Source organism: Mycobacterium sp. P2_H7, from assembly GCF_056403275.1.
On sequence record NZ_JBFUFU010000019.1, the window covers coordinates 55,572 to 77,057 of the forward strand.

Consider the following 21,486-nt stretch of genomic DNA (forward strand, 5'->3'; position numbering starts at 1 on the left):
CGCTATGGCAATCGAGTTGACCATTCACGTCGCAGCGGGTGATGCACATGACCACTGTCCAATCCGTTTCCTACTCGGCCGTGCCGGCCAGTCCGGTCCTCGGCGCCGAGATCGTCGGCGTCGACCTGTCCGACGGCGTCGACGAAGCCACCGCGCAGGCGTTACGGGCCGACTTCTGGCGGTATAAGGTGCTGGTTTTCCGTGGACAGCACCTGTCCCCGGACCAGCATGTGGCGGCGGCACGGATCTTCGACGAGCCCTTTGACCACCCGCTGTGGCTGCGCCGGGACGAACACAACCGGCTGGTCTACGTGTTCGACTTGGACAAGGCGGGCAGCGCCTCGACCTGGCATGTGGGCGGCACCTGGCGCAATCCGCCGTTCAACATCGAATCGCTCACCTACCAAGTCGTGCCCGAGATCGGCGGCCGCACGCTGTGGGCGGATCTGCAGGCGGCCTACGACGGCCTGTCTCGGCCCGTTCAGGAACTGCTGGAGTCTGTGCGCGCCGTGTACAGCGCCTATCCGGGCGACGGCACGCCCGACCGTCCGCCGGTCACCGACACGGTCGAGCATCCCGTGGTGCGCACCCACCGCCACACCGGCCGGAAGGGGTTGTTCCTGAGTTCGTCGGCCCTGCGGCTCACCGGTATCGAACCCGCCGAGGGGCAGGCCCTTCTGCCTTTCCTGCTCTCGCATGCCTCGTCACCTAACTACTCGGCCGGATTCGGCTGGAAGCCGGGTGATTTCGTGATCTGGGACAACCTGGCGACATGGCATTTCGCGGTCAACGACTACGACGGACCACGGGCGTACCGCAAGGTCATCGCCGGTTGAGAGCACCGGCGACCACATTGGACGGCCGGTCGCCGGCGGCATAGGCGTCGATCTGCGCCCGAGCAACGGCCCAAGCCCGTTCCCATGCGCCCTCGGTACTGCCTGCCACGTGCGGGGTCAACAACAGGCCCGGCGCCGACCACAAGGGATGGCCTTCCGGCAGTGGTTCGGGGTCGGTGACGTCGAGCGCGGCACGCAGCCGGCCCAACGTCAGCTCGGCCAGCAGTGCATCGGTGTGCACCGCCCCACCACGGCCGGCGTTCACCACCACCGCACCGTCGCGTAGCTTGCGCAGGAAATCCGCGTCGATCAGTCGATAGGTCGAGTCGTCGGCGGGCAGCATGGCGACCACGACGTCGGCGTGGGGCAGCAGGGCGTCGAGGTCGTCGAGGGTGTGCACGCCGGGGCGGACTCGCCGGCCGACCAGGATCACCTCGGTCTCGAACGGCGCCAACCTGGCCGCAAGGTTCACCGCCAGGTCGCCGGCGCCCAGGATGACCACCCGTTTGCCGATCAGTGTCTCCGTCACCCGGGGCCGCCAGGCGTCGGCAGCCTGCTGATCGCCGAAGTAGGGCAACTCCCGGACGATGGACAGCAGCGCGGCCACCACCCACTCCGCGGACGAACCACCGTGTGCGCCGCGGCCATTGGACAGCAGGACTCCGTCAGGGAGCAGCGGGAGCCACTGTTCGTACCCGGCGTTGAGCGTCTGCACCAGACGCAGTGCCGCAAGCTCGGGGAACCTGGCGCCGACGGCGGGCGCGTTCTCGTACCCGACGACCACGACCGCGGCCTCGCGTCCCTCCTGTGGCCACGGCGCACCCGGCTCGTAGCGGATGGCTTCGAGGTCCGGCGAGTCTCCGATCGCCCGCAGGCCGGTCTCGTCGGGGACTAGTACCTTCACCGGGTTTCCCATGCGCACTCCAATTCGTCGCTGCCCTTCAAAACTGCGCCGACGCGCCGCGTATTTCGTGGGCACGGCCTAGGATTTTCCTGTGGCGACGGTCGAGATCCTGCACAGCCAGCCCCTGGCCGAGGAGATCCTGGAATCGCACCGTTACCGCGCCCACGGCGACGACGCCGGCTTCGATGCCTACAAGGCGCACGTCTACCGCGTCATCAACTTCGCCCGCGCGCTGTCGCCGGATTCCCCGGCACGTGACGACAAACTGGCCGTTGCCGCTGCGTTTCATGACCTGGCCGCCTTCGACACCCTGGACTACCTGGTCCCGTCGATCGTGGCACAGGACGCCTGGTTGCGGCGGACCGGGCGCGACGAGTGGTCCGACGAGCTGGCGGTTGTGGTCGCCGAACATCACCGCTTCTCCAGGTACGGCGCCCCGCGGCCGTACGCGGAACTGGTCGAGGCCATGCGTCGGGCCGACCTGATAGATGTCAGCCAGGGGCTCATCAGATTCGGCCTGTCGAAAACCTTCGTCAATGAGGTCCGCGGCACATTCGACGCCGGCGTCTTCTTCACCCGGGTCATTCCCACCGGGGCGGTGCGTGCCGTGCGCACGCTGCAACCGCTGGGTTTCCTGCGGCCCCGCGACGCGCTGGAACGCTCTGGTCACCGAGGTGCCGATCGCTGAGGAGGCGCGTCACGCGGCGCGCTGCTCCAGCCGGCGCACCCGTGGAATGACGTGCTCGGCGAACCGGCGCATCTCCGACTCGAACGGCTGGAACTGCAGCATGAACAACTCGATGCCGACGCCGCCGAACCGCACGATGCGTTCGGCGACGGTGTCGTAGCTGCCGACGAGGCCGGCGGCGGTCCCACCGTTGGTGCCCACATGCGGGTGTGCGGCAAAGGTCTTGAACATCTCGGCGTTCGGGTCGGCGTTGGACAGCACCGCGTGCGTCTCGGCTGTGTCGCGGCCGGCCAGGTCGAACGCATAGGCCAATTCGTCGGCGGCCTCGCGGTCGGTGTCCCTGGCGATCACGAACGCCGCCAGACCGAAGCGCGCCGGTGCACCCGCGCGGGGGCGCCGTGCGACATCGGCGATCAGGCGGCGCACGTTCTCCTCGGGCTGGCCGTTGATGAACCAGACATCAGCATGGTCAGCCGCCAGTGCGCGGGCCGGTTCCGATTCACCTCCGACGTAGATCGACGGCCGGGACCGGTAGCGGCTCGCGGGCCTGAGCTGGTAGTCGTCCACGTGGAAGTACTTGCCGTGGAACGTGGTTCGAGCGCCCCGGAGCAGTGAGTCGACGACGGTCAGCCATTCGCGGCCGTAGGCATAGCGCTCGTCGTGCTCCAGGAAGGGTAGGCCGGCCCGCGCGATCTCCGGGGCGAACCACGCATTGACGACGTTGATGCCGAACCGGCCGCCGCTGATCTCCTCGATCTGCAGCGCCTGTTTGGCCAGGACCACGGGGTGATACAAGGCGGGCTTGATGGCGGTGATGATCTCGATGTTCGCGGTCACCGCCGCCAAAGCTGCACTGGCGGTCCAGGCTTCGAGCTGGTCGTAGTGATCGCCGGAGGGATTCACCTCGTGCTGGGCCACCAGGGTGGCGTCGAAACCGAGGCGGTCGGCTTCGACGATCTGGTCTCTGTTGCGTGCCCAGGTCGCGTCCACCGGCTCGAGTGGATGCCGTTTCGCACCCCAGGTGCCGTACACCAGCGCCCAGACACCGAATCGCACCGCGGAGGTACTCACCGCCCCAGGCTAGAAATGAGTGGTCGGGGTGAAAACGGTTGCCGTCAGGCTGATTTTCTCAACGAGGATTCTGCTCGCCCGCGTCGACGGCGAACGGCAAGCGGTTCTCCGTCGGTGCCACGGGGCACGTCGCGTAGTCGGTGAACGCGCAGGGCAGGTTCGCCGCCCGGTTGAAGTCCAGCGTCGCCGTGCCGTCCGGATCCGGCGCCGACACAGCGAGGGACCGGACCCCGGCGTAGGTCGTCTTTCCGCTCGTGGCGTCGGTGAACAGCACCTGCAAACCGTCGTCCGCGCCACCGGGACCGCTGAACGCGACGAGTTGCGCTGGAGTGCCTTCCCACTCGAAATCGAGAACCCCCACCGCGTGGTGGTGGTGTTCGAGGCCCTCCACGACGGCACCGGTGGTGACCGTGCGGGACTGCGGGTAGGCGGTGAACGTCCCGCTGAGACGCCATCGTTCGGCGGGAGCGTACGCCGGGATACCCCGGTAGGCGACCAGGTGCGGCGACGCGGGGTCGTGTACGCGCAGCCCCACCCAACCGCTGCGGCGGATGACTTCGATGCGCCGGTCGCCGTCCTCGACGAGCAGTCCCGGCGCCCCCTCTACCGGTTCCAGTCGCTCGGTACCTTCGATGCCGTCGATGTACACCGCGTCCCTGTCGGCACGCCAGTGGCCGGGCAGGTCGGCGACGGCAGCGAATTCATCGGTCAGCCAGTACAAACCCGTCAGGCTCACCCAGCCCAGTGGTTGCCCGTAGTAGTGCTCGCGGTCGGCGTGCCACCGGTCCCAGGCGGCAGCGAAGGTATCGGTGGCGCTCGTCATGGCGTTGCTCCTCGTATCGATGAAAAGTATTACAGTGCAACAGGATTACGGGTCGCCGCCAATGGACGGCTGGGGATCTCGGCGCGCAGCGCCGGCGCGATATCGCTCTGGAACAGTTCCAGGCTGCGGCGTTTCTGGGTCGGGCTGACCCCGTCGGTGTCGGCGCTGAGGTGGATGACCTCATGGCCGAGTTGGGCGTGGTAACGGCCGACCTTGTCGATCACCTGCTGCGGGCTGCCGATCAGCGCTGAACTGCGGTCGACGAAATCCTCGATGGATTCGAAGACCACCGGCAACCCGGCGCGCCGGGCGAACGCGAGTCTGGCCTCGAACGCAGGCCGGAACTCGCGCACCGCCTGCTGGGAGTCGGACGCGATGTGGAAACCCGCGGTGCCGGCACCGACCAGTGCCTCCTCGGGGCGACGGCCATAGAACGCCCATCGTTGCCGGTAATGCCGGATCAACGCGGCGTAGGTCTCGATCGGGTAGGTGACGTTCGCCGAGAAGACCGGATCGCCGTGCCGGGCGGCGAGGTCGACCGACTCCTCGCTCGTGGCGCTGCCGTGCCAGATCCGGATCTTGTGCTGGAGTGGTCGGGGCAATGCCTTGGCGGCCAACAGGTCCGGGCGGAACCGGCCCGACCAGGTCACCTCATCGCTGTCCCAGAGTGCGCGGAACAGCTCATAGCCCTCGCGGTTGCGGTCCCATTGATCGGCTGTGGTGACGTGGAACAACTCGGCCTGTGCGGCGCCATTGCCTTTGCCGATGATCAGCTCCAGGCGTCCGCCGGACAGATTGTCGAGGGTCGAGTAGTCCTCGAACGCGCGCACCGGATCCAGCAGGCTCAAGGTGGTCACCCCGGTGAACACGCCGATGCGCGAGGTGCGGGCTGCGATGTTGCTGAGCACGACGGGCGGGGATGAGGAGAGGAACGGGTCCTCGTGCCGCTCGCCGACTGCGAACCCGTCGTACCCGAGGTCCTCGGCAAGGACCGCCGACTCGACGACATCCTGCAATCGTTCAGCCGGGCTCTTCTTCTCGCCGGTCACCGCATCGGGGTGATGCGCGATGAGGGTGAGCAGTAGAAACTTCACCGGGCCGGCTCCGTCAGTCGTCGCAGAAGTATCCCGACCAACCCGGCGGTGCGTGGATTCATTCCCCGGCCGCCATGCACCGAACGGTTACAGAAGTCCAGTCGAGACACCCTGGTTGCGATCACCGGGATTCGGGCGGACGGCACCGCAGAGTGTAGGGAACCGGTCGTTGGCAACCCCCGTGATCCGGCATCCCGCCTCCGGTTCGGGGTGAGAAACAGCGCCGACGTCAATTATTGGCGGCCCCGATGGGCGTGCGGTCATTCGACTGGCAAACCGCTGACAGGTTTGCTCGGGCCGATCTTCGGGAATGAAAAGACGGCACACGATTTGCCTAAGGGGGTAATCACGGTGCCGAATGCATCGATACAAAATGAGGAGTTGTACCGGGACCTGCGTGAGGAGGGGGACTCCAAGGAGAAAGCGGCGCGGATCTCCAACGCCGTTGCATCACGCGGAGCGTCCTCGGTAGGCAGGAGAGGCGGCCGGTCCGGCAGCTACGACGCTTGGACGGTGGCGGAGTTGCGCAAGCGCGCCAAGGAACTCGGGCTGTCCGGATACTCCAATTTGTCCAAAGACAACTTGATCACCAAGTTGCGCGAATACTAGGAGTCATCGGCTGGGGCGCACCGTCAGCATTTGCGAAGAGACCCCGATGGGGCCGGTCTCGTAGTGAATCACGCTGTGGGTCAAGCCGGTTCCGGTGGCGCTGACCGACGCCGTGGTGTCGAAGCCGAGCCATTCACCTGTGGGCTCGGCGAACAGGTGGGCGGTGAGGTCGATGTTCGGGAACGCGACGTCGGCCGGGTTCATCCGGACCGCAAGGCCGTTGGCGATGTCGAGTAGGCCGATGGCGCGAGCTGTCGGGCTTACGGCTTCGCCTTCGATCAGCCGGACATCGGTACGGACCCAGGCGGTGGCGCGGCCCGGCCACCCGCAGCCCGTCGGACCGGCGGGCGTCGCGATCGACCTCGACCGCGTGCGCCAGCAGACCAAGCGACGGCGCGATGTGTTGTTCGGAGATGTTCCATGCCCCACCGGTGTGATCGGTCGCCTGATACATCGTGTCGTCGAGTCGGTGGAAGTAATGCACCCGACGATCATCACCCAAGTGAGCTACCGGAAGCTGTAGCCGCCATCCGGGAACAGCGTGGAACCGGTGGTGCCCGTGTTCAGCAACAGGTAGGCGGCGGCCTGCGCGACCTCGTCCTCGGTGACGGCCCGGCCCAGCACCGACTGCGCGCCGAAGAACTCGAATGCAGCACTGCGTACGGCGGGATCCTTGTGGTTCCACAGATTTCCGTCCACCGTGCCGGGGGCGATCGCGTTCACCCGCACGGGCGCGAGCTCGAATGCCAGCCCGCGGGCCAAGCCCTCGATGGCCGCGTTGGCGGCGACGTAGGCGGGCGCACTGCCCGCCGGGCGGATGCTGGCCGCACCCGACATCAGCACCACTGCTGCGTCGGCGGCGAGGTGGGGCAGTGCCGTCTTCACCACCCGGTATTGGCCCCAGAACTTCGAATCGAACGGGGTGGCGGCCTCCTCGACCGACAAATCCGACAACGACCCGGTGACGTAGGTCGCCGCGGTGGTGAACACCCCGTGCACCACCTCCAGTGCACCGAAGAACTCGTCGAGGCTGCTCTGGTCAGCGGTGTCGACGACCCGCGCCCGTGCGCCGCCACCCAACTCGGCGGTGGCGGCCGTCAGCTTGTCGGCGGTGCGGCCACCGAGGACGACGGTTCCGCCTGCGGCGCTGATCAGCCGCGCGGTGGCCAGCCCGATACCCGACGCTCCGCCGATGAGCACGATCGTGCGGCCGGTGAACGCGGTCGCGGACAACAACGATGTCGAAGTCACGCGGCGACGCTAGCCGTGGCCCTGCAACACGGCCGGTGGCGCGGTGCTGCGCGGTGGCCCGGCCACGGCTTTTGGTTTCGCCCAAGTAGAGGCAAATGCAGCAGGATGGGCGGTATGGGCCTGATCCCGATACCGAGAGCCGAACTCACCGACGAGGACGTGGCGGGTGCGCTCGGGCGCGCCGTGACCCTGATCGACCTCATCTTGGACGTGCTGGCCGAAGCAGATCCACTTGGGGTGCGGCCCCGGTTGGGCTGCGTCGACCTGCCGGGGACCAAGGCGTGGGATGACAAGGACCGGACCGCGCGCATCCGCTGGTGGGTGCGGCGGGTCGGCGCTCTGGACACCGTGCTGGTGGCGTTCCCCGGACTGTTGGGTGTGATCGCCGACCGGCTGCCGATCCAGGATCTGTTCGGGTTCGCCAATCAAGCCATCGTGTTGTGCGCGGTCGCTCGCGAGTACGGCGTCACCGACACGTCCACCCGGGTGCGGATGCTGGCGGCGATTCTGTGCGCCCGCGACCTCACCGACGGTCCGGATCCGGCGCCGGCTCAAGAGCCCGGCTGGTCGCAGATGTCGCTGGCCCGCAAGCTGTGGCACCTGGTGGGCATCCTGAACGCCATCGGTGCGGAGCTCGGCAAGCGCCCGCATCCGCGCGGCCTCTTCCGCTACCTCGGCATGCTGCCCTGGTTGGGTGCGATCGCCGACTATCTCGGTGAGTACGGCGCCCTGGTGCGCGCCGCCGCGGCGGGCGAAGCATGGCTGGCCGCATCCGCCGACACGGTCGGGTCAGCTGCCCGTCAGTAGCGGCTGCGGAGCGGTCTGCGCCCGGGGCGCCACGCTGCGGCACGCCGCGATGGACAGCCCGCCGATCGCGAAGCACAGCACGGCGTACCAGAGACTGCCCACCGGATCGCCTGCCGAGGTCACCCCGTCGGTCGCACCGAAGTAGGCGGGCAGCGCCGCCGCCCACAGCACGGCCATGACGGCCAGGTACACCGCGGCGTAACCGAGGATCAGCGGGTTGGCATGGCTCGCACCGGTTTTGCGCAGGGATCTCCACTGTCCGATCAGCACCGGGACCGCGACGACGGTGAGCGCAACCAGTTCGAGGGCGTACACGACACCACCGATGTCGGTGCTGTCGGTGAGTTTGCCGACCACCGTCGCGGGCAGCGGCAACAGCACGGTGCCGATCGACGCCAGCACACCGACAACCACAGTGCGCACGAGGATCTGGAGTCCGGTGAAGTTCCTGCCGGCGTCGACGTGGCGGCCTACGAACAACTGCACACAGAACGCCAGCGACATCGGCCACAGCGCGGCGAACACCACGACGCTGGGCAGTGGCACCGAGTCGAAGAAGGGCTGATTCATCGGATGGTCCAGAGTCCACTCCCACCAACGCAATTGCGGACCGAGGTGATCGAAGATCTCGTAGAAGGCGTGATGGACGAAGCCCACGCAGATGGCGCCGACGAGAACGCCCCTCCGCTGGAACACCCCGAGGATGCGCACGATCTCGAACGCGACGGTGGCCATCATCGGATAGATCGCGATGATGTACAGCGGCAGCCGGCCCCAGAGGAAGTCGACGCTGAACACGTTGTGCGCGAACATCGTGTCCACGTATTCGCCGATCCCGAACTGCGCCGGGAAGTACAGCGGCGGCTCCACGATGAGCAGATAGGCGATGGCGCCGAACCAGAGCACCACGTTGGTCGGGTCGTTGTGCCGGCGCCACCGGTTGACGGCATACACCAATGACAGGATCGCCCCGGAGATCACGACCAGCTCGAGCACCGGGAGGGTCCAGTTCTCCAGATTCAGCGGGTTGCGGAACGAGACCAGGCCGCCCATCTGATCACACGAGAAGCCCAGGCGCGCAGCCAGACCGGCGAACGTCGCCGCACACAGATCAGACATCGGCGGAGGCCTTGGTGGCCGTGTACCACTTCGTCACGTCATATCCCTCGTCGTAGCGTTTGAACCATTCGGCGGCCAGCACCGGCAGGTTCTCGTGGGTGGGGTCGTGCCCCGGGATCTGGCTGCGCACGATTCCCGACAGCGCGGTCAATGATTCCCGCAGTCCCAGCCCGGCGAAGGCGTTTTCGAAAGGCCCGTAGTCGGGGATCCGGCCCATCTTCTTGAGCAGCGTGTTCTTCTTGGCTTCCAGAGCGAAGGCCGACAGTGCGTCGACCTTGCGGACTTCCAGCGGGATGTGTTTGTTGAAACCTTCGCAGGCCATCCGGACCACGGCCAGCACGTGTTTGAAGATCGACGGCGCCACCCGCATCCGGTACCACGGCTCGTTCACCAGACCGTTGTAGATGATCAGGGCCGAGCTGCGGTGCTCGACCTCTTCGACGAAGTGCCACAGGAACAGCGAGGCCACCCTGTCATCGCCCGGGGCGAACAGCGTCGAATCGTTGTCCAGCATCAGCTTGAACACCGGCGTGAAGGTGGCCTCCAGGTCGGCAGTGTAAGCCAGCCGGTACTTCAGCGATTTGTGTTCGACCAGGTCGTCGAAGGCGGCGATGACCTCGTCGAGGGTTTCCTTGAGCGCCGGGTAGGCCTTGATCAGCCCGCGGGCGTGCTGGCGATGGGCCATCGAATGCTGACCCTCCTGGCGCACGAACGCGTCGGCCTCCTCGGCGATCACCGGATCGGTGAGGAGAGGTTTGGCCTCGGCCATGGTGGTGACGATCATCTTCTCGAACGCGATGGCCAGGAAGGACACCGCGTTCGCCATCGCGGAGAAGGCCGGATTGGTCTGGTTCCAACAGAAGGGCACGTCGTAGTCGGCGAACGCGAACCGCATCTTGCGTACTTGTAGATCCGTCATGGGCCACCTCGTTGTAATCATACAAATAGATCGTCGGTTGTATGTTGACACCGAGGGGTGCGGACCGTCAATGCCGGTGCTCCAGCGAGATTGCGCTGACGGTCGTGGATTGCTCGGTTTCGGCGAGATTCACGACCCTCAGCGCAATCTCGTCGGAGCCTCCACGACGGGGTGCCGGGATATCCTGCGGTTCGTGCAGAGGACCGATCATGGCGCGTAGGCGCGGTTGGGGCGGCGAACCACCACGCACCGACGACGAGGCGACCGCCCGCATCGTCGACGCGGCCGTGCGGCTCATCGCGGAAACCGGCAAGGGCATCAGCATCGCCGACGTCGCGGCGTCACTCGGTGTCATCCGGCAGACGGTCTACCGGTACTTCCCGACGGCCGACGCGCTGATGCACGCCGCGGCCATCGCCTCGGTGGACGGATTCCTGGACCGGCTGGCCGGCGCGGTCAGCGGTATCGCCGACCCGGCGGAGGCGATGACCGAAGGGATGCTCTTCACCCTCGAAGAGGTGGCCCGGATCCCGCATCTGGCGATCCTGTTGTCCGAGTCGTACGAGAACGCGCGGCCGAGCAGCATGGCATCCGACGAGGCGCAGGACTTCGGGATGCGGATGATCAACCGGTTCGATGTCGACTGGGCCGGCCACGGGTATGACGACGCGGCCCTTCAGGAATTGGTGGAGTTCACGCTGCGGGTCATGCTGTCGTTCTTCGTGGCGCCCAATCCGGCCACCCGGTCACGAGAAGAGTTGCGCCGCTTCATCAAACGGTGGCTGGGTGGCACCATCTCGGCGCAGAGCTAGAGCTAGAGCGACCGGGCCCGTGCCGCCGCGGCGAGCAGTGTGTCGGCGAGGCGGGCGGTGGCCGGGGTCATCTGCTCGACCGGCGGTGAGGCGAGGTACACCTGCCAGGTCACCGGGCTCGCCAGATCGACGGCGTGCAGGCCGGGGAAGCGCACCGCCTCGCAGCGGGGCATGAACGTGGTGCCCAGTCCGTTGCTCACCAGTTCGGCGATGGCGGCGAACCCGGCCGGCACCTCGTACTGGGTCTGCGCGCGCACCCCGGCGGCGTGAAAGGCGTTGTCCACCAGTCGTCGCAGGCCGAAATCGGGTGGGAAGCCCACGAGCTCCTCGTCGGCCAGATCGGCGATGTCCAGGCGCGTCGCGCCGGCCCGGGGGTGGTCGGGACGGCACACGAAAGCCATCGGTTCCTCGAACAACAACCGCAGGTCCAACTGTGCCGGGAAGCGGTTGGGCATGGACACCAGGGCCAGGTCCAGTGAGCCCTCGGTCAACGCGGCCAGGTACGCAGAGGCGCCACTCTGACTGAGCCGCAACCGAAGCCGCACATGCGGGTGGGCCCGGTGGAATTCGCCGAGCGCTCCGGCGACATCGAGTGGGCCGAATGAGATCAGCGATCCGAACTCGACGGTGCCGGTCAATGATCCGCGGAATTCGCCGACCGACTCGGTCGCGGTCTTGGTCGCCCGCAACACGTCGAACGCATGCACCCGGAAGCGCTCACCTGCGGCGGTGAGGGTGATCTGCTGGCGACTTCGGTCGAACAACTGAACGCCGAGTTCGCGCTCGAGCTTGGCAACCGAAGTCGACAGGGCCGATTGCACGACGTGGGCGCGTTCGGCGGCCCGGGTGAAGCTCAGTTCGCCGGCGACCGCGACGAAGTGTTCGATCTGGCGCAACTCCATATCTGCACCATAGATGACTTCAATTGAAAAGAATCGTTGGACGTGATGATGCGTGGCGGGTCAGATGAACTCATGCCCGTCATCACCTCGATCGCCCCGGCCTACGACTTCATCGTCTGCGGTGCCGGCACCTCAGGGTCCGTCGTTGCCCGTCGGCTCGCGGAAAACCCCGCGGTGTCGGTGCTGCTCCTCGAAGCGGGCGGCGATGACAGGGTGCCCAGTGTCAGCGCGGCCGATCAATGGCCGCGCAACCTGGGCAGTGCACGCGACTGGGCCTTCTCGGCCGTACCCAGCGCCCACGTCAACGGCCGGTCGGTGCCACTGTCGATGGGCAAGGTGCTCGGCGGCGGCTCGAGCATCAACCTGATGGTCTGGGCGCGCGGGCACAAGAGCGACTGGGACTACTTCGCGTTCGAGTCGGGTGACCCGGCCTGGGGATACGACGCGGTGCTCGACATCTACCGGCGGATCGAAGACTTTCACGGTGCACCCGATCCCGGTTATCGCGGCACCGGCGGGCCGGTCTACGTCGAACCGGCCCCCTGGCCGAACCCGCTGGCGCCCGCGACCGTCGAGGCAGCAGCCGCCGCCGGCATCCCGACCTATGAGAATCAGAACGGCCGCATGATGGAGGCCGCGTCGGGCGCGGCCATCACCGATATCCGGGCGCGGGCGGGACGGCGCGAGTCGGTGTTCGGCTCCTATGTGGCGCCCGTGCTGCATCAGCCCAACCTGAGTGTCGTGACCGGAGCCCTGGTCACCCGGCTCACCTTCGACGGTGGCCGGGCCACCGGGGTGGAGCTGGTGCGCAACGGCCGTCCGCACCAGGTGACCGCCGCCGCCGAGGTGGTGCTGTCGCTGGGAGCCATCAACACGCCGAAAGTCTTGATGCACTCCGGTGTCGGCGCCGAAGCCGACCTGGACCGGGTCGGGGTGCCGCTGCGGATGCACCTGCCTGGCGTCGGGCACAACCTGCAGGACCATCCCGGCTTCGACTGCGTGTGGGAGTACCGCGAACCGCTGGCGCCGCGCAACAATGCGTCGGAAGCCACCTACTTCGCCACCAGCTCGGCGCGGATGGAGGCCCCCGACCTGCAGACCTGCCAGGCCGAAGTGCCCAAGTCCAGCGTCGAGAACATCGCGCGCTTCGGGTTGCCGGAGGCGGGGTGGACGCTGTTCGCCGGGGTGGTGCGACCGAAGAGCCGGGGGCACATAGCACTTCGGTCGGCGAACCCGCTCGACCCCGTCGACATCCACGCCAACATGCTGTCCCACCCCGACGACGTCAAGGCCGCGGTGGCCGCGGTGACTCTGTGCCGCGAGATCGGCAACTCCGCCCCGCTGCGGCCATTCACCCGCCGCGAGGTCATGCCCGGTAACCTCACCGGTCCGGATCTGGAACACTTCGTCCGTGATGCGGCATCGAGCTACTGGCATCAGACCTGCACCGCCAAGATGGGCCGGGACGCGATGTCGGTGGTCGACGCCCGACTCAAAGTCTATGGACTTCAAGGTATCCGGATCGCCGACGGTTCGATCATGCCCCGGGTGACCACCGGGAACACCATGGCGCCCTGCGTCGTCATCGGCGAACGCGCCGCCGACCTCATCAGAACGGAGCACGGATTGTGAACGGGATCAGCCGCCGGAACTTCGCTCGGCTCACCACGGTCGCCGCGGGCGCGCTGACCGTCGCCGCCTGCAGCACCGCACCAGAGGGCACGGCCGCCCCGGCCGGTCCGCCGGCCGCGCCGAGGCACCCGCTCGGCGCGGTCAAGCAGATCGACGCAGGCGAACTGAACGTCGGCTACGTCGAAGCCGGTCCGGCCGACGGCCAACCCGTGATCCTGCTCCATGGCTGGCCCTACGACATCCACAGCTACGCCGATGTCACCGATACCCTTGCCGGCCAGGGGTTCCGGGTGATCGTTCCGTTCGCCCGCGGATTCGGGTCCACCCGGTTCCGCTCGGCGGACACTGTGCGCAACGGACAACAGTCGGCCCTCGCCCACGACGTGATCGACCTGATGGATGCCCTGCAGATTCCCACCGCCATCCTCGGTGGCTACGACTGGGGTGGCCGCACCGCCAATGTCGTTGCCGCCCTGTGGCCCCAACGCGTGACCGGACTGGTTGCCGTCAGCGGCTACATCGTCGTCAACCTGGCGGCCAACCTCGCGCCGTTGCCACCCAAGGCCGAATACGGCTGGTGGTACCAGTACTACTTCGCCACCCCGCGCGGCGAGCTCGGCTACCGGGAGAACACCAAGGACTTCAACCGGCTCATCTGGCAGAACGCCTCACCGCTCTGGCATTTCGACGACGCCACCTACGACCTGTCCGCCGCCGCGTTCGACAACCCCGACCACGTCGCCATCGTGATCCACAACTACCGGTGGCGCCAGAGCCTGGCCCCCGGCCAGGCCCGCTACGACGACGATGAACGACGGCTCGCCCACAAGCCGCCGATCACCGTCCCCACCATCACCATCAGCAGCGACTTCGACGGAGCCGCCAAGGACGGCGCGGGGTACCGCGCGCAGTACACCGGCCGTTACGAGCACCGGGTGCTCGACGGTATCGGCCACAACGTGCCGCAGGAAGCACCCGACCAGTTCGCTGCCGCGGTCAGCGATGTGCGCCGGATGGGCTGAGCCAGGCCGCGATATTGCGCACGTAGTCTTTGAAGATGTCCAGGTGAGCGGGATCGTCCTTGATCTCGCAGCCGGGTACTTCGGTGACGAAACTCGGCGCACCACTGCCGATATCCCAGTTGTAGTCGGCGAAGTGGTGGAAGGTCGACGCGGCCAGGGCGCGGCCCAGGCCCGGTTCGCCGTCCAGTGCCACCGCGAGGTTGAACCGCCGGCCCGTGGTGGCGCTGCGCCCCCGGGCGACCACCCGCGCGCCCGGCACCTCGGCGGACACCAGACCCTCGTGCGGGTGGGCAGGGAACCATTCGATGCATCCGCTGGTGGTCCGGGCGGTGCTCAGCAATTCGTGGGCGACTCCATCGACCAGCACCGGCTGGTAGTCGCCGTTGGAACCGGAATGATAGTTGGGCCAGGATATCTCGGGATTGTCGAGGTCGTCGCACATGGTGCCGGGATCGATGCTCGCATCGTGGAACCGGTTGACCGCTCCCAGCGATCCGAGCCCACGCAGGCGGCTGCCGAGCTCCTGGTGGTCGCGCGCGGTGAGCACGCCACCGCCGCCCCGGCGGAACCGCAGGATGGCGGCGCACTCGGCGGGGGTGAGGCCGTCACCCGTGTCGACGGCCATCAGCCACAGTTGGTCGAAGCCGAGCTCGTCGACGTGCGCGAGCACCGGATCCTCGGCGCCGCCGGACCGATTGCGGGCCAGCACCTCGTGCCCGGCTGCCCGCAACTCGTCGGTCAGCTTGGCGAACCGCGAGATGTCCCAGTCGTCGACGTGGGCCGGGATCGTCGTCTGCAGAAGGATTCTGGACATCGGATGCTCACTCGTGCCCCGGTGCGGCGGGCACACGCCGGTGCGCCCGCGCGGCCAGCTCGTCGTCGTCGACCAGGGTGAGCATCGGCTGGCCGGGCACACACAGCATGGTGACCAGGAACCGGCTCCTGATATCGGAGCGGTTGTTGGCATCCGAGTAGTGGATGATGTCACCGCCCGGCTCCCAGAACGCCTCGCCGGCCCGGATCACCCGCGGCGGCTCGCCTTCGAGTTCGAACAACATCTCGCCTTCGAGCATGTAGCCGAACGCCGGTCCGCTGGGATGCTTGTGCGGTGGGGCACCGGCACTGCCCGGCGGGTACTCGATGACGACGGTCATCGCATGTGCGCCGTCGGGGATGAACGGGGGCATCACTTCTTGCACCACGGTCAGGGCATCTTCCCAGCCCGGGTCATACGTCTTCGTCATGAAAAGCTCCTTCGTCAGATTGCGCTGCCGCCGCCGTCGGCGTGCAGGGTGGAACCGGTGATGAAACTGGCGCGGGGCGAGGCGAGGAACAGCACCGCCTGCGCGATCTCCTCGGGTGCGGCAGTACGCCCCAGCGGAAGGGAGCGGCCCAGCTCCTCGTTGGTGTCACCCCATGCCGCTTGCACACCTTCGGTTCTGGTGGGTCCGGGTGCCACGCTGTTCACCCGTACGCCGCTCGCGCCGAACTCGGCGGCCCAGGTTCGGGTCAGCGACTCCACCGCCGCCTTGGACGCGCTGTAAGCCGACGCGCCGGGCACCCCTTTGGTGGCGACCATCGTGGTGACGTTGACGATGCTGCCCCGCCGACGGGCGAGCATGCCGGGAACCAGGCCGGCGGTGAGAAAGTACAGCCCCCGGACATTGGTGTCGAAAGTCCGCTCGAACGGGCCGATCTCCTGGTCGACGGTCAGGGCGGCGGGAAACCCGGCGGCGTTGTTGACCAGGATGTCGATGTCACCGGCCTGGTGCACAAGCGCTTTCACCGATTCGCTGTCGGCCAGGTCGGTGCGGACGAAGCGGGCACCGATCTGCGCCGCGGCGGCATTACCGCGGTCGGCGTCGCGGCCGCTGATGATGACCGACGCGCCCTCCGTGACGAGCAGCCGGGCGGACGCCAGCCCGATTCCGGCGGTGCCCCCGGTGACCAGAGCTGTCTGGTGTGCGAGTTCCATTTCTCTCCTACGCGATTCGCTGCTCGAGGGGCGTCAGCGACGTGCGCAGACGCTGGCGGCCACGGGACACCCGCGACATCACGGTGCCCATCGGGATATCCATGATGGCGGCGGTCTCGGCGTAGGTGTAGCCCTCGACATAGGCGTAGAACATCGCCTCGGTGAAACCGTCGGGCAGTTCGGCGAGGGCCTCGGTCAGTGCAGGGTCGGGCAGGGTGGCGAGCACCACCGCTTCGGCGGAACGCAATCCACCCGGCTGATGGGTGGCGGCGCGGGCCAGGTCCCGGTCGGTGATTTCCTCCACCGCGACCTCGGCCGGGCGCCGCTGCTTGCCACGGTGATTGCTGACCCACCGGTTGTACATGATCCGGAACAGCCACGCCTTGAGGTTGGTGCCGGCCCGGAACTTCCGGAATCCGGTGTAGGCGTGCAACAGCGTGTCCTGCAACAGGTCCTCGGCGTCGGCCTCGGTACGGGTCAGCCGGCGGGCGCCGCGGTGCAGCACGTCGAACAGTGGCCGGGTCTCGTTGGCGAAACGTGCCGCGAGTTCGGTGTCGGATTCGAGTGTGTCGGGTACAGCTGTCAGCGTCAGGAGCGTGTTCATGCCTACCTCCGGGTGAGTGGGTTCTCAGGTCTGGAACCAGCCTCATCCGTGGCCGTGCGTGGCGGACCCTTGAAAGTCCGTAGTCCGTAGTCGGGGGACCGGGGTCAGCTGCTCCAGGGCAGGGTGCGCAGCTGCTTGCGGGAGGAGATCGCGAGCTTCACGAACACCTTGCGCAGGTGCCATTCCACCGTGTGGGTGCTGATGAACAGCTGCGCACCGATCTCCTGGTTGGTCAGCCCGTCACGAGCCAGCCGGGCGATCTGCTCTTCCTGGGCGGTCAGCTCGTCGCCGGAACCGACGGGCTGTTTGCGGACCTTCTCGCCGCTGACATTGAGCTCGCGGCGCGCCCGTTCGGCGAAACCGTGGGCACCCATCGCGGTGAACAGCTCGTGGGCGGCGCTGAGCTGCTTGCGCGCATCGGCGCGACGGTTCGCGCGGCGCAGCCACTCGCCGTAGGACAGCCGGGCCCGGGACAGATGCAGCGCGATATCGGCGCGCTCCAGCCGTTCGATGGCCTCGACGAAGGCGTCCTCGGCGGCGTCGTTGTCGGCGAGGAGTGCCTGTGCCGCCGCAACGGCGCCCAGCCCCCAGTCGGTGCCGCTGGCGCCGGCGCGTTCCTCGAACTTCGGCAGGGCCGCGGCGGCGGCGTCCCGGTCACCGGCGTGCACGGCCGCCTCGATGAGTTCGTACAGGCACCACCCGTAGAAACCCAGGTCTTCGTATTCGCAACACCGGCGGGCCTCGGCCAGCGCCTCGTCATACCGGCCGAGGCCGTTGTAGAGCACGGCCGTGCTGAACCCGGCCAACCCGAGCAGCCGGCCCTCGCCGCGGGCCGTGCCGTCGGAGGCCGCGGCCTCGATGATGCCCTGGGCTTCGGCGACGGCGCCTCGCCACGCCGCCAACATCAACGTGTGGTACCGGACCGGGGCGTAACCCATCGACGCGGTGATCGTCTTGGATTCTTCGATCAGCCTTGTGGCCGAATCGAATTCGCCGCGGTAGAAATGCACCCCGGCCCGATACCCGAGTGCGGGCGGCAAGGCTGCCAACGCCCCCGCGTCCCGCGCGCGACGCACGGTATCGGTGGCGATGCGTTCGAGCACCTCGTCATCCCACATCTCGTGGGCGGCGGATTCCTGCGCGATGGGGAACGGCCAGTACAACCACTGCCCGGCGTGCTCCTGGGCGTGCGCGTTCCAGAGCTCAAGTGCCGCATGCAAATCCGCTGAGCCCGCACCGGGGCCGTCGATGATCCGGGCCGACATTCCGCGCAACAGGTAGTCGACCGGCCGGTGCAGCTGCGTCATCCCGCCGACCGCTGTCAGGCCGGCCTCGGCGATCTCGGTGAGCAGGCCCGGCGCGCCGAGGCGCCCGGCATACATCGCCGCGGTCAATGCCTCCAGATACGTTTCCCTGGCCAGCTCGTCGTCGAGGTGCCGCAAACCGTTGGCCGCATCGAGCAGCTGCGCGGCAGCCGTACCGACCAGGGGAGCGCCGGTCGATTTCGCCCGGCTGCGGACGAAGTCCATCTGTGCCCGCATCCGGCCGACCTGGGCCCGTTGCAGGGCCGACAACGAGCCGGCTTCCGCCAGTGACAGGAGCTCATAGGCGGCCTCCGGCGCGGCCGCATCGCGTTTGGTCTGTGCCGCGGCGATCGCCCGGGACCCACGCAATTCCGGATCCAGGGTGAGCACCGCGGAACGCTCCAAAAATGCTGCCGCCGCGGCGATTCCACCCCGGCTCTGGGCGCGGTCGGCAGAGGCCTCGAGCTCGGCCGCCACCGTGTCGTCGGGACCGGTGGCGGCGCTGGCGGCGTGCCATGCCCGGCGGTCTGGGTCGGCCACCGCGTCGGTCGCCGCGGCGAGGGCGCCGTGCACGGCCCGGCGGTCGACGAGGTCGGCGGCGCGGTACGCGGCCGAACGCATCAGCGGATGGTGGAACCGCATCCGGTGCCCGAACTCGATGATCCCCGCCGCCTCGGCCGGTACCAGCGCGTCCACCGGAATGCCCAACCGTGCGGCTGCCCGCAGGAACAGTGCCGCATCACCCACCGGTTCGGAGGCGGCGACCAGCAGCAACCGTTGAGTGTCGTTGGGCAGGGCGGTGATCCGCGAGACGAATCCGGTCTCGATCGCCGCGGTCGACGATCGTTTGCCCGCGATCCAGAACCCGCCCGCCAACTCGGTGGCGGTTGCGGTGCGCGGCACGTCGACCAGGGCGAGCGGCAGACCGCGCGTCTCCGCCACGATACGGTCGCGGACCAGCGGGTCGATTCCGCCGAGCATCACCGATTCCAGCAGTTTCCGGGCGTCGGCATCGGAGAGACCGGTGACCATGAGTTCGGGCAGACCGGACAGCAACTCGCCGTAGCCGTCGCGGATCGCGAACACCATGGCCACCCGCTCGGCCAGCAGTCGGCGCGCCACGAACGCCAGCGTCTGCACCGACACCTGGTCGAGCCACTGGGCATCGTCGATCAGGCAGAGCAGCGGCCGGTCCTCGGCGGCCGCCGCGAGCAGACTCAGCACGGCGAGCCCGACGAGAAACCGGTCCGGGGTCGGGCCGACGCCGTATCCGAACGCCACCGAAAGGGCGTCGCGTTGCGGGTCGGCCAGCATGCCGAGGTGACCCATCAGCGGCGCGCACATCTGCTGCAGGCCGGCGAACGCCAGCTCCATGTCCGACTCGACGCCGGCCACCTGGATGATCTGGAAATCGGTTGCGGCCGAGGACACGTGGCCGAGCAGCGCGGTCTTACCGATGCCTGCTTCACCACGTAGCACCAAGGTCTGGCCGGCCCCGGAGCGCACCTGGGTGACCAGGTCCGTCAGCGCCGTGCATTCACGGCTGCGGCCATGCAGCGCCACCCCCGGTGCCCCCGCTTGCCTCGCCATCGCCACCACCGCGTCTCTAGATTCGATCTTGAATGCTAGCGAGCGGCTCAGCCGTCGATGAAGGTGACCGTCTCGGCGAGCGGGGCGCGGCCCGTTCTCGGGAGGGCACGGGCCTCGTCCTCGTAGCCGATCGACATGCCGCAGAACAGGACCAGCTCCGGTGGCGGGGACACGACGTCCGCCACGGTTGCCCGCACCTGCGACCACGCCATCTGTGGGCAGCTGTGCAACCCTTCGCCGCGCAGCAGGAGCATCACCGTCTGCAGGTACATCCCGGCGTCGGCCCACTGCGCGGGACCGAGGCCGCGATGGAGATAACAGAACAACGCGACCGGTGCCCCGAAGCAGTTCCAGTTCTCGACGGCCGCGCGCTGGCGGGCCTCCCAGTCCTCCCGTTCGATGCCGAGCGCGCTGTAGCGTTCCCGGCCGAATGCGGCGCGGCGCTCGTGGTAGATCGACGGCATCGCCTGCGGGTACATGTCGTACTCGCGGTCGTCCCAGGCGATTCCGGCCGTCACGCGTTCGACGGCTCGCTTCTTGAGTTCTGCGAGCGGCGCACCCGTCACCACATAGATGGTCCACGGCTGGATGTTGGAACCCGACGGAGCGGCACCCGCCGCGGACAGGACGTGGCGCACTGTCTCGGGCGGGACCGGCTGGTCGGTGAAGCCGCGTACCGCATGCCGGCTGGTGACCGCTTCGTAAATGTCCACGGCCGTATCACTTTCGGTGCCGAGTGGCCGCGTGCTCAAGCACCCAGTCGGCGAAGCGGGTCTCGAAGAAGGTCGCACCGGGGGCCGGCACCAGGGTGTCGTCCTCGATGTCGATGCCCCAGTACGTCGCGGCCGGATCGGTGACCACGGAGCGCTGGTCCCCGTGCGCGGTGAGGGCGGTCCGGATCAGATCTGGCAGCGTGAAGCGTTCCGGGCCGCCGATCTCAACGATGCCGTTGACCGGGTCGCCGAGTGCGGCGACCGCGACACCTTCGGCGACGTCCACCGCAGCCATCGGCTGAATTCCTTTGGCCGGCAACCGGACCGCACCGTCCACGGTCGCGGAATCGGCGATGGTGTCCAGGAATTCGAAGAACTGGGTGGCGCGGACGATGGTGTAGGGGATCGGCCCGGCGTCGATGAGCTTTTCCTGGGTCAGCTTCGCGTCGAAGTACCCGCTCTGCTGGGCCAGCGTCGGCGTACCGACCACCGACAGCACGACATGGTGACCGACCCCGGCCGCCGCCTCGGCGGCCAGCAGATGGATGGTGGATGTGGTGAAGAAGTCCAGCGCCGGCCCGTCTTCGAAGGTGGGTGAGTTCGAGACATCCACCACGACCGCCGCGCCGGTGAGCGCGTCGGCCAGTCCTTCGCCGGTGACGGCGTTCACCCCGGTCCGGGGCGACGCCGCGACGGCGTCGTGACCGTGTTCGGCCAAGGCGTGCACCAACTTCGACCCGATCAGGCCGGTTCCGCCGATGACGACGACGCGCATGATGTCCCTCTCGTGTGGGTTTCCGCTTCTGCAAGC

At 67.8% G+C, this 21,486-nt stretch carries 23 protein-coding genes; 7 read left to right on the plus strand and 16 right to left on the minus strand.

Annotated elements, in window-relative coordinates; all coding sequences use genetic code 11:
- Nucleotides 1-47 precede the first annotated feature (47 nt).
- Nucleotides 48-836 (plus strand): TauD/TfdA dioxygenase family protein, encoded by a 789-nt coding sequence (locus tag AC1DY7_RS25590; protein WP_477496545.1) that lies wholly within the window; start codon nt 48-50, stop codon nt 834-836.
- Here the strand turns inward: AC1DY7_RS25590 and AC1DY7_RS25595 are convergent.
- Entirely contained in the window at nt 823-1,752 is a 930-nt protein-coding gene (locus tag AC1DY7_RS25595; protein WP_477496546.1) for a 2-hydroxyacid dehydrogenase, read from the minus strand. The two genes, AC1DY7_RS25590 and AC1DY7_RS25595, sit on opposite strands and share 14 nt — an antisense overlap.
- Before the next feature lie 79 nt (nt 1,753-1,831).
- Here AC1DY7_RS25595 and AC1DY7_RS25600 point away from each other — a divergent pair, with 79 nt between their 5' ends.
- A complete protein-coding gene (locus AC1DY7_RS25600; RefSeq protein ID WP_477496547.1) occupies nt 1,832-2,428 on the plus strand; it encodes an HD domain-containing protein in 597 nt (198 codons plus the stop codon).
- A gap of 9 nt (nt 2,429-2,437) precedes the next feature.
- Here the strand turns inward: AC1DY7_RS25600 and AC1DY7_RS25605 are convergent, their stop codons facing one another.
- The 3 genes from AC1DY7_RS25605 to AC1DY7_RS25615 are packed head-to-tail and all read right to left on the minus strand — an operon-like array spanning nt 2,438 to nt 5,416.
- On the minus strand, nt 2,438-3,499 hold the full coding sequence (locus AC1DY7_RS25605; protein ID WP_477496548.1) for an LLM class flavin-dependent oxidoreductase: 1,062 nt from the start codon (nt 3,497-3,499) through the stop codon (nt 2,438-2,440).
- Between the two features lie 58 nt (nt 3,500-3,557).
- Nucleotides 3,558-4,322: a DUF1684 domain-containing protein gene (locus AC1DY7_RS25610; RefSeq protein ID WP_477496549.1), complete on the minus strand. Its 765-nt coding sequence runs from the start codon at nt 4,320-4,322 to the stop codon at nt 3,558-3,560.
- 29 nt (nt 4,323-4,351) lie between these two features.
- Complete coding sequence (locus tag AC1DY7_RS25615) at nt 4,352-5,416, minus strand: LLM class flavin-dependent oxidoreductase (RefSeq protein ID WP_477496550.1); 1,065 nt, start codon at nt 5,414-5,416, stop codon at nt 4,352-4,354.
- Between the two features lie 351 nt (nt 5,417-5,767).
- Here AC1DY7_RS25615 and AC1DY7_RS25620 point away from each other — a divergent pair, with 351 nt between their 5' ends.
- A complete protein-coding gene (locus tag AC1DY7_RS25620) occupies nt 5,768-6,025 on the plus strand; it encodes a DUF7218 family protein (RefSeq protein WP_477496551.1) in 258 nt (85 codons plus the stop codon).
- 3 nt (nt 6,026-6,028) lie between these two features.
- On the opposite strand, the gene AC1DY7_RS25625 is transcribed toward AC1DY7_RS25620, so the two are convergent.
- Together AC1DY7_RS25625 and AC1DY7_RS25630 are read right to left on the minus strand one after the other, a co-directional pair.
- Nucleotides 6,029-6,412 carry a thioesterase family protein gene (locus tag AC1DY7_RS25625; protein ID WP_477496552.1) on the minus strand — a complete coding sequence of 128 codons (384 nt, stop codon included), beginning with the start codon at nt 6,410-6,412 and terminating at the stop codon, nt 6,029-6,031.
- Nucleotides 6,413-6,532: 120 nt separating this feature from the next.
- The gene (locus tag AC1DY7_RS25630; protein WP_477496553.1) at nt 6,533-7,276 is read right to left on the minus strand and encodes an SDR family oxidoreductase; all 744 of its coding nucleotides are present in this window, start codon (nt 7,274-7,276) and stop codon (nt 6,533-6,535) included.
- Between the two features lie 114 nt (nt 7,277-7,390).
- On the opposite strand from AC1DY7_RS25630, the gene AC1DY7_RS25635 reads away from it, so the two are divergent.
- Entirely contained in the window at nt 7,391-8,083 is a 693-nt protein-coding gene (locus AC1DY7_RS25635; protein ID WP_477496554.1) for a hypothetical protein, read from the plus strand.
- Here the strand turns inward: AC1DY7_RS25635 and AC1DY7_RS25640 are convergent.
- Together AC1DY7_RS25640 and AC1DY7_RS25645 are read right to left on the minus strand one after the other, a co-directional pair.
- Nucleotides 8,066-9,202 carry a DUF7802 domain-containing protein gene (locus AC1DY7_RS25640; protein ID WP_477496555.1) on the minus strand — a complete coding sequence of 379 codons (1,137 nt, stop codon included), beginning with the start codon at nt 9,200-9,202 and terminating at the stop codon, nt 8,066-8,068. The two genes, AC1DY7_RS25635 and AC1DY7_RS25640, sit on opposite strands and share 18 nt — an antisense overlap.
- On the minus strand, nt 9,195-10,121 hold the full coding sequence (locus AC1DY7_RS25645) for a metal-dependent hydrolase (protein ID WP_477496556.1): 927 nt from the start codon (nt 10,119-10,121) through the stop codon (nt 9,195-9,197). Before AC1DY7_RS25645 ends, AC1DY7_RS25640 begins: the two co-directional genes overlap by 8 nt.
- Before the next feature lie 209 nt (nt 10,122-10,330).
- Between AC1DY7_RS25645 and AC1DY7_RS25650 the strand changes: the two genes are divergently transcribed.
- The gene (locus AC1DY7_RS25650) at nt 10,331-10,933 is read left to right on the plus strand and encodes a TetR/AcrR family transcriptional regulator (RefSeq protein WP_477496557.1); all 603 of its coding nucleotides are present in this window, start codon (nt 10,331-10,333) and stop codon (nt 10,931-10,933) included.
- Nucleotides 10,934-10,935: 2 nt separating this feature from the next.
- Here AC1DY7_RS25650 and AC1DY7_RS25655 read toward each other — a convergent pair whose 3' ends face one another.
- Nucleotides 10,936-11,835: a LysR family transcriptional regulator gene (locus AC1DY7_RS25655; RefSeq protein WP_477496558.1), complete on the minus strand. Its 900-nt coding sequence runs from the start codon at nt 11,833-11,835 to the stop codon at nt 10,936-10,938.
- Nucleotides 11,836-11,907: 72 nt separating this feature from the next.
- On the opposite strand from AC1DY7_RS25655, the gene AC1DY7_RS25660 reads away from it, so the two are divergent.
- Together AC1DY7_RS25660 and AC1DY7_RS25665 are read left to right on the plus strand one after the other, a co-directional pair.
- Nucleotides 11,908-13,467, plus strand: a complete 1,560-nt coding sequence (locus AC1DY7_RS25660; protein WP_477496559.1) for a GMC family oxidoreductase — start codon at nt 11,908-11,910, stop codon at nt 13,465-13,467.
- Nucleotides 13,464-14,489, plus strand: coding sequence for an alpha/beta fold hydrolase (locus tag AC1DY7_RS25665; RefSeq protein WP_477496560.1), 1,026 nt, complete (start codon nt 13,464-13,466; stop codon nt 14,487-14,489). Before AC1DY7_RS25660 ends, AC1DY7_RS25665 begins: the two co-directional genes overlap by 4 nt.
- Here AC1DY7_RS25665 and AC1DY7_RS25670 read toward each other — a convergent pair.
- The 7 genes from AC1DY7_RS25670 to AC1DY7_RS25700 all read right to left on the minus strand — a co-directional run bounded on the left by AC1DY7_RS25670 (nt 14,464) and on the right by AC1DY7_RS25700 (nt 21,450).
- Nucleotides 14,464-15,303 (minus strand): hypothetical protein, encoded by an 840-nt coding sequence (locus tag AC1DY7_RS25670; RefSeq protein ID WP_477496561.1) that lies wholly within the window; start codon nt 15,301-15,303, stop codon nt 14,464-14,466. The two genes, AC1DY7_RS25665 and AC1DY7_RS25670, sit on opposite strands and share 26 nt — an antisense overlap.
- A 7-nt stretch (nt 15,304-15,310) precedes the next feature.
- Nucleotides 15,311-15,733, minus strand: a complete 423-nt coding sequence (locus AC1DY7_RS25675; protein ID WP_477496562.1) for a cupin domain-containing protein — start codon at nt 15,731-15,733, stop codon at nt 15,311-15,313.
- 14 nt (nt 15,734-15,747) lie between these two features.
- Nucleotides 15,748-16,464: an SDR family NAD(P)-dependent oxidoreductase gene (locus AC1DY7_RS25680; protein ID WP_477496563.1), complete on the minus strand. Its 717-nt coding sequence runs from the start codon at nt 16,462-16,464 to the stop codon at nt 15,748-15,750.
- A 7-nt stretch (nt 16,465-16,471) separates the two neighbouring features.
- On the minus strand, nt 16,472-17,068 hold the full coding sequence (locus AC1DY7_RS25685) for a sigma-70 family RNA polymerase sigma factor (protein ID WP_477496564.1): 597 nt from the start codon (nt 17,066-17,068) through the stop codon (nt 16,472-16,474).
- A gap of 104 nt (nt 17,069-17,172) precedes the next feature.
- Nucleotides 17,173-19,962, minus strand: a complete 2,790-nt coding sequence (locus AC1DY7_RS25690) for an AAA family ATPase (protein ID WP_477496565.1) — start codon at nt 19,960-19,962, stop codon at nt 17,173-17,175.
- A gap of 47 nt (nt 19,963-20,009) precedes the next feature.
- Nucleotides 20,010-20,675, minus strand: coding sequence for a nitroreductase (locus tag AC1DY7_RS25695; RefSeq protein ID WP_477496566.1), 666 nt, complete (start codon nt 20,673-20,675; stop codon nt 20,010-20,012).
- A gap of 7 nt (nt 20,676-20,682) precedes the next feature.
- The gene (locus tag AC1DY7_RS25700; protein ID WP_477496567.1) at nt 20,683-21,450 is read right to left on the minus strand and encodes an SDR family oxidoreductase; all 768 of its coding nucleotides are present in this window, start codon (nt 21,448-21,450) and stop codon (nt 20,683-20,685) included.
- Nucleotides 21,451-21,486: the final 36 nt, after the last annotated feature.